General features: G+C 56.7%; 7 protein-coding genes. 3 read left to right on the forward strand and 4 right to left on the reverse strand.

What is annotated here, in order from left to right:
* Window positions 1-45: 45 nt before the first annotated feature.
* The gene (locus AUC60_RS03095) at window positions 46-525 is read right to left on the reverse strand and encodes a PA2169 family four-helix-bundle protein (protein ID WP_087264627.1); all 480 of its coding nucleotides are present in this window, start codon (window positions 523-525) and stop codon (window positions 46-48) included.
* A 219-nt stretch (window positions 526-744) separates the two neighbouring features.
* Here AUC60_RS03095 and AUC60_RS03100 point away from each other — a divergent pair, with 219 nt between their 5' ends.
* Window positions 745-981, forward strand: a complete 237-nt coding sequence (locus tag AUC60_RS03100) for a DUF3820 family protein (RefSeq protein WP_087264628.1) — start codon at window positions 745-747, stop codon at window positions 979-981.
* Window positions 982-1,158: 177 nt separating this feature from the next.
* Window positions 1,159-2,334 carry an aminotransferase class V-fold PLP-dependent enzyme gene (locus AUC60_RS03105; protein ID WP_087264629.1) on the forward strand — a complete coding sequence of 392 codons (1,176 nt, stop codon included), beginning with the start codon at window positions 1,159-1,161 and terminating at the stop codon, window positions 2,332-2,334.
* Window positions 2,335-2,440: 106 nt separating this feature from the next.
* Here the strand turns inward: AUC60_RS03105 and AUC60_RS03110 are convergent, their stop codons facing one another.
* Genes AUC60_RS03110 through zwf form a run of 3 tightly spaced genes read right to left on the reverse strand, consistent with a single transcriptional unit; the run spans window position 2,441 to window position 5,302 of the window.
* Window positions 2,441-3,115, reverse strand: coding sequence for a bifunctional 4-hydroxy-2-oxoglutarate aldolase/2-dehydro-3-deoxy-phosphogluconate aldolase (locus AUC60_RS03110; protein WP_087264630.1), 675 nt, complete (start codon window positions 3,113-3,115; stop codon window positions 2,441-2,443).
* 17 nt (window positions 3,116-3,132) lie between these two features.
* Complete coding sequence (gene pgl, locus AUC60_RS03115; protein WP_087264631.1) at window positions 3,133-3,846, reverse strand: 6-phosphogluconolactonase; 714 nt, start codon at window positions 3,844-3,846, stop codon at window positions 3,133-3,135.
* On the reverse strand, window positions 3,833-5,302 hold the full coding sequence (zwf, locus tag AUC60_RS03120; protein ID WP_087264632.1) for a glucose-6-phosphate dehydrogenase: 1,470 nt from the start codon (window positions 5,300-5,302) through the stop codon (window positions 3,833-3,835). Before zwf ends, pgl begins: the two co-directional genes overlap by 14 nt.
* Before the next feature lie 218 nt (window positions 5,303-5,520).
* On the opposite strand from zwf, the gene AUC60_RS03125 reads away from it, so the two are divergent.
* Entirely contained in the window at window positions 5,521-6,387 is an 867-nt protein-coding gene (locus tag AUC60_RS03125; protein WP_087264633.1) for a MurR/RpiR family transcriptional regulator, read from the forward strand.
* Window positions 6,388-6,410 lie beyond the last annotated feature (23 nt).

Raw genomic sequence — 6,410 nt, forward strand, 5'->3', positions numbered from 1 at the left:
ATAAAAAAACGCCAGACTGGCTGGCGTTTTTCAGACATTCAAGTCTTAGTGTGCAGCTTTCTCTGCACGAGCAGCATTGCGCAGGTCACGAACTTTGTCGTGGTTGGCCTGTACGCCGACCAGCTGCTTGTCGATCAACGAGGTAACGGAAGCTGGCAGGTTCTTCTCAACTGCTTTCTGACGGGCTTCTTTGTAAGCCTTCAGCGCTACGTCTTCGCCACGCTCTACTTCTTCCAGGATCGCTTTGTCGTCTTTGCCGGTCAGCGCCGACTTAAGGTCAACCCATGCGCGATGCAGAGTGCCGCTGACGCTGGAAGAGGTCTCTGGATCGCCGCCCAGTGAGCGTACTTCAGCCTGCAATTCAGCGACCGACGTTTTGATTTCTGCGGAACGGCTCAGGAAGTAAGCTTTGATCGCAGGGTTCTTGATGTCTTCTGCGCTGGTCTGAAAACCCTTTTCGCCATCTTTGCTGGTTTCGATCAGGTCGTTCAGAAGGGAGATCGATTCTTTATTGATGTCAGTCATTTTCAAGTTCCTTATGGGCAGGTTTATACAAAATGATTTGCATGCTTAGGTAATTGCAGGGCGCATGCCAGTTTTTTGAATATATTTAATCCTTTAAAATCAGTTAGTTAATACAATCACCAGACAGATGGGTCGTGATTTCTGCATGATCTGTCCTTTGGCCTGCATGCAGAATGCACGTATCGTTAGGGCGTATTGAAATCGGGTGACGCGAATCTCATGGATCCGGAAAAACTTTTGCTACTGGTGACTCGCGAGATGCCATTTGGCAAATATAAAGGCCGCCTGCTCGCTGACTTGCCGGGCCAATACCTGAACTGGTTTGCGCGGGAAGGCTTCCCGAAAAGCGAGCTGGGCAGTTTGCTGGCGTTGATGCAGGAGATCGACCACAACGGTCTTTCGGAGCTGCTTGATCCGCTGCGTACGCAGCCACGGAAGAAGTACAACGACCGCTAATCGCAACAGACTTCTGGAGCTTATGTGCACGTTGACCCTGTAGGAGCTCACCGAGGTTACGAGGCCAGCGATAGCGGTTTGTCTGGTACACCGCCATCGCTGGCCTCGTAACCTCGGTGAGCTCCTACAGCATTGGATTCCACAGAATGAGTCATTCAGTCACAAAGAGAGGACGCAATGCTCGAGCAACATGCAAGGGATGAACAGTTCTGGCAGGCCATCGCCGGGCGCTATGACGTCGAGCCAGGGCCGATCAATCTGGAGAACGGTTACTTCGGGCGCATGACGCGTGAAGTCATGGAAGACTATCGGCGCAACATCGATTACGTGAACCGGAGCAACTCGGTGTATGTGCGTCGTCAGTTCGATACCCACGACAGCGGCATGATCCACGCTCAACTGGCGCAGTTGCTACAGGTGAGCACGCAGGAGATTGCTATCACCCGCTGCGCCTCCGAATCATTGCAGTCGCTGATCCGCAACTATAACCAGCTGCAACCCGGCGATCAGGTACTGATCTGCGATCTGGACTACATCAGTGTGCAATCCGCCATGCGCTGGCTGGCCAAAAGCCGTGGCGTTGAAGTTATCGAAATCTCTCACGACCACCCGGCGACTTACGAAAGTCTGCTCAGCAGCTATCAGCAAGCCTTCGAGCAGTATCCCCGACTCAAGCTGATGGCGTTGACGCATGTTACCCACCGCACAGGGCTAGTGATGCCGGTTCAGGCCATTGCCGGTCTGGCGAAAGAGCACGGCGTGGATGTCATCCTCGACGGTGCCCACGCGCTGGGACAGCTGGACTTTAAGCTCGATGAACTGGGTGTGGCATTCGCTGGCTACAACCTGCAGAAATGGATTGGCGCGCCATTGAGCCTGGGTTTTATCTACGTGGCACGGGACAGGATTTCAGCTATCGACCCGGACATGGGTGACACCCGCTACGCCAGCGATGACATCCTGTCTCTGGTGCCCTACGGCACGCCGAATATTCCAGCCTGGATGACCTTGCCCAAAGTGTTCGAAGAACACGCGGCGATGGGTGGCTCAGCCAGCAAAGGCGCACGCCTGAGTTACCTGCGCGACCTGTGGGTCAAGCCGGCAAGAGATATGGAGCACATCGAAGTTCTAACCCCGGACGATCCGCGTCTGTATTGCGGGATCACCGCGCTGCGCTTCACTCATCACGCGGATCAGCAGAAAATGGTCGAACGCTTGCTGCAGGACTACAACCTGTTCACCGTCGCCCGCCAGGGCGCGGCGTGCGGGCCGTGTATCCGGATTACGCCGGGGTTCAATACCTCGGCGGCGGATATGGGGTTGTTGGTGGAGGCGTTGCAGCAGTTGAAGTGACCTGTAGGAGTGAGCTTGCTCGCGATAGCGGTGTATCAGCAGCAAATATCTCGCTTGTTAAATCCAATCGCGAGCAAGCTCACTCCTACAGTGGTAAGCGTTCAGGTCAATCAAACAAAGCCATTGCCTGTGCGGTGGCTTCCTGGATACGACCCCAGTCGCCGTTCTTGACCCATGCGTTGTCGATCATCCACGTGCCGCCGACGCACATGACGTTAGGCTGCCCCATGTAGCTCTTGAGGTTGTCGGCGTTGACGCCACCGGTTGGGCAGAAACGCACTTCATTGAAGGGACCGCCAAGGGCTTTGATCGCTGCGACGCCGCCGCTGATCTCAGCCGGGAACAGCTTGAAGCGGCGATAACCCATCGCATAGCCAATCATGATTTCCGAAGCACTGCTGATGCCGGGCAGCAGCGGCAGCGGACTGTCGAGCGCAGCTTGCAGCAAGTCCTGCGTGCTGCCTGGCGTGACAATGAACTGCGAACCGGCTGCCTCGGCGTCGGCCAGCATGTGCCGGTCGAGAATAGTGCCAGCGCCAACGCAAAGCTCAGGGCGCTGCTCACGAAGAATACGGATTGCGCTCAGGCCAAAGGCCGAGCGCAAGGTGACTTCCAGCGCCGTCATGCCACCGGCGGCCAAGGCGTCTGCCAGCGGCAGGACGTCTTCGTCACGCAGGATGGTGATGACCGGCAAAATTTTTGCCTTGGCGCAGAGTTCGTCAATCTGCTTGATCTTGTTCGCCATGCTGTTCAGCGGCTGAGTGTTATCGACGGTGTTCATGGCGGCGGATCCTTTTGTTATGGGCACCAGTAAATCTCAAGTGAAGAGTCAAGGAAGGCGCGGATTGGCATTTCAGCGAGGTCATCGCCCGCCAATGCGGCCCGCAGTGTGTCAAGTTTGGCCTGACCGGAAACCGACAGGATCGGCAGACGGGCCGAAGCCAGCAGTTGACGGGTCATGGTCAAGCGCTGATGGGGAACAGCAGGCGCAAGCATTGGCAAGCAGCGACGTGTACTGTCCAGCTGCAACGCTTCGTTCAGGTTCGGGCTGTTCGGGAACAGCGAGGCGGTGTGCCCGTCATCGCCCATGCCCAGCACCAGCACGTCAATCGGCGGCAGCTCAGCCAGTGCCTGATCAGCCGCCTCGGCAGCCTCTTCAAGGCTCGGCGCGACGGTGTATAGACCGAAGAAACGCGCCTTGGCTGCTGGGCCTTGCAGCAGGAAACGCTGCAGCAGGCCGGCATTGCTGTCGGCGTGCTCAACCGGCACCCAGCGCTCGTCAGCCAGGCTGATGACCACTTTCGACCAGTCCAGCGGCTGCTGCGCCAGGCTCTGGAAAAACGCCACCGGGCTACGACCACCGGATACCACCAAAGTCGCTACGCCCTTGGCCGTGATTGCCGTTTTGAGCTGTTCGGCTACGTTGGCCGCCAGCGTCTCGGCCAACTGCTGCGGATTATCGAATTCCCGGGCCACAAGGCCTTGGGGAAATTCAAGTTCACATATCGCCATACCACGATCTCCCATCACGAGTAATCAGGGCAATGGAGCTCATCGGCCCCCACGATCCGGCGGCATAAGGCTTGGGCGCATCGCCCGCCTTTTTCCAACCGGCGATCAACTGATCGCACCATTGCCAGGCGTACTCAATTTCATCTTTGCGAACAAACAGGTTCTGATTGCCCCGCATGACTTCCAGCAGCAAACGCTCATAGGCATCAGGGACGCGCGCGCTGCGGTAAGTGTCGGAAAAATTCAGTTGCAACGGGCCGCTACGCAACTGCATGCCTTTGTCCAGGCCCTGATCCTTGGTCATCACCTGCAAGGAAATACCTTCGTCAGGCTGCAAACGAATGATCAGACGGTTGCTGATCTGCATGCGCTGCTCGGGGGCGAAGATGTAGTGCGGCGGCTCTTTGAAATGGATCACGATCTGCGACAGCTTTTGCGGCATGCGCTTGCCGGTACGCAGATAGAACGGTGTACCTGACCAGCGCCAGTTACGGATATCGGCACGCAGGGCGACGAAGGTTTCGGTGTCGCTCTGGGTGTTGGAATTCTCTTCTTCCAAATAGCCCGGCACGGCTTTGCCTTCGCTGTAACCCGCGGTGTATTGACCACGAACAACCTGAGTGGCCAGACGCTCCGGCGTGAACGGTGCGAGGGCTTTGAGCACCTTCACCTTCTCATCGCGAATACTGTCGGCGGACAGATCACTTGGCGGGTCCATTGCAATCAGACACAGCAGTTGCAGCAAGTGGTTCTGGATCATGTCGCGCAGCTGCCCGGCCTGATCGAAGTAACCCCAACGGCCTTCGATACCGACCTTTTCCGCAACCGTAATTTCCACATGGGAAATGTGGTTCTGGTTCCACTGGGTTTCAAACAGGCTGTTGGCAAAACGCAGGGCAATCAGGTTCTGAACGGTGTCTTTGCCCAGATAGTGGTCGATGCGGTAGACGCGGCTTTCCGGCAGGAACTGCGCTACGGCATCATTGACCCGACGCGAGGAAGCAAGGTCATGACCGATGGGCTTTTCCAGCACGGCACGGGTGCGATCGGTCAGGTTGACCGACGCCAGGTTTTCACAGATCGCGCCATACACCGAAGCAGGTGTGGCGAAATAAGCGATCAGAGTTTCTGCGTCGCCCACCCGCTCCGCCAGCGCGACATAATCCTCAGCCTTGAGAAAGTCGACGTGCAGGTAACTCAGGCGCGCCTGAAAACGCTCTACGTGTTCCGTTTCAAGCTGTGCTTCGGGAACGAAGCGGCGTAACGATTCTTCGATGTGTGCCAAATGCTGCTGTGCATCGCCAGGCTCACGCGCCAACGCGAGAATTCGCGTGTCGGCATGCAGCAATCCAGCGCGGTCGAGCTGATAAAGCGCCGGGAACAGTTTGCGCACTGCCAGGTCGCCCAAGGCGCCAAACAAGGCAAAAGTGCACGGTTCAACCGTAATCGAGAGCATAATGTTGGTTCTTTTATCAAGTTAAGCTACAAATACCTTTTTTAAAGGCGTTACTCAAGGCCATATGTAGTAATAACCACAACATTGCATCTAAAAGCATATTCCAGTGGTGATCAACACAGGCCCTGAGTACGATAGGCCACCTTTGCTACAGGCTAAAGGGCCTATGTGCCTGCCCTGAAAAAAACCTGCGCAAATCTGCCTGATTAGGACTTTGAATGGACCACTCAAGAAATCTTCTGGAGCAGATCCAGAGCCGCCTCGAAGAGCTCAACAAGGCTGAGCGCAAGGTAGCTGAAGCGATTCTTCTTAACCCACAACAAGCAACTCGGTTCAGTATCGCGGCATTGGCACAGGCCGCCAAAGTCAGCGAGCCGACGGTCAACCGCTTTTGCCGCTCGTTTGCCGTGAGCGGTTATCCAGAACTCAAATTGCAGCTCGCGCAAAGTCTGGCCAGCGGTGCGGCGTACGTCAGCCGGGCCGTAGAAGCCGACGATGATCCCGAGGCCTATACCAAGAAGATTTTTGGCAGCGCGATTGCTTCGCTGGACAGTGCCGTTCAGCAACTGGACCCCGCCCTGATCAGCAAGTCTGTGGACATGCTGATTCAGGCCCGGCAGATCCACTTCTTCGGCCTCGGTGCTTCAGCGCCTGTTGCGCTGGACGCCCAGCACAAGTTCTTCCGCTTCAATCTGGCGGTGACCGCCCACGCCGACGTGCTCATGCAGCGCATGATTGCCTCGGTAGCACACACCGGCGAGCTGTTTGTGATCATTTCCTACACAGGCCGTACGCGTGAACTGGTGGAAGTAGCACGCATTGCCCGGGCCAATGGTGCCTCGGTATTGGGCCTGACCGCTGCCGGTTCACCCCTGGCCCAGGCCAGCACCGTGAGCCTGAATATCCCGCTGCCGGAAGACACCGATATCTACATGCCGATGACCTCGCGGATCATCCAGCTCACCGTGCTCGACGTGCTGGCTACCGGCATGACCTTGCGCCGCGGCGTGGATTTCCAGCCGCACCTGCGCAAGATCAAGGAGAGCTTGAATGACAGCCGGTATCCGATTGAGGATCAGGGGTAACGCTTAGGCGTTTTGTAGGAGCT

Source organism: Pseudomonas caspiana (assembly GCF_002158995.1).
Taxonomy (GTDB): Bacteria; Pseudomonadota; Gammaproteobacteria; order Pseudomonadales; family Pseudomonadaceae; genus Aquipseudomonas; species Aquipseudomonas caspiana.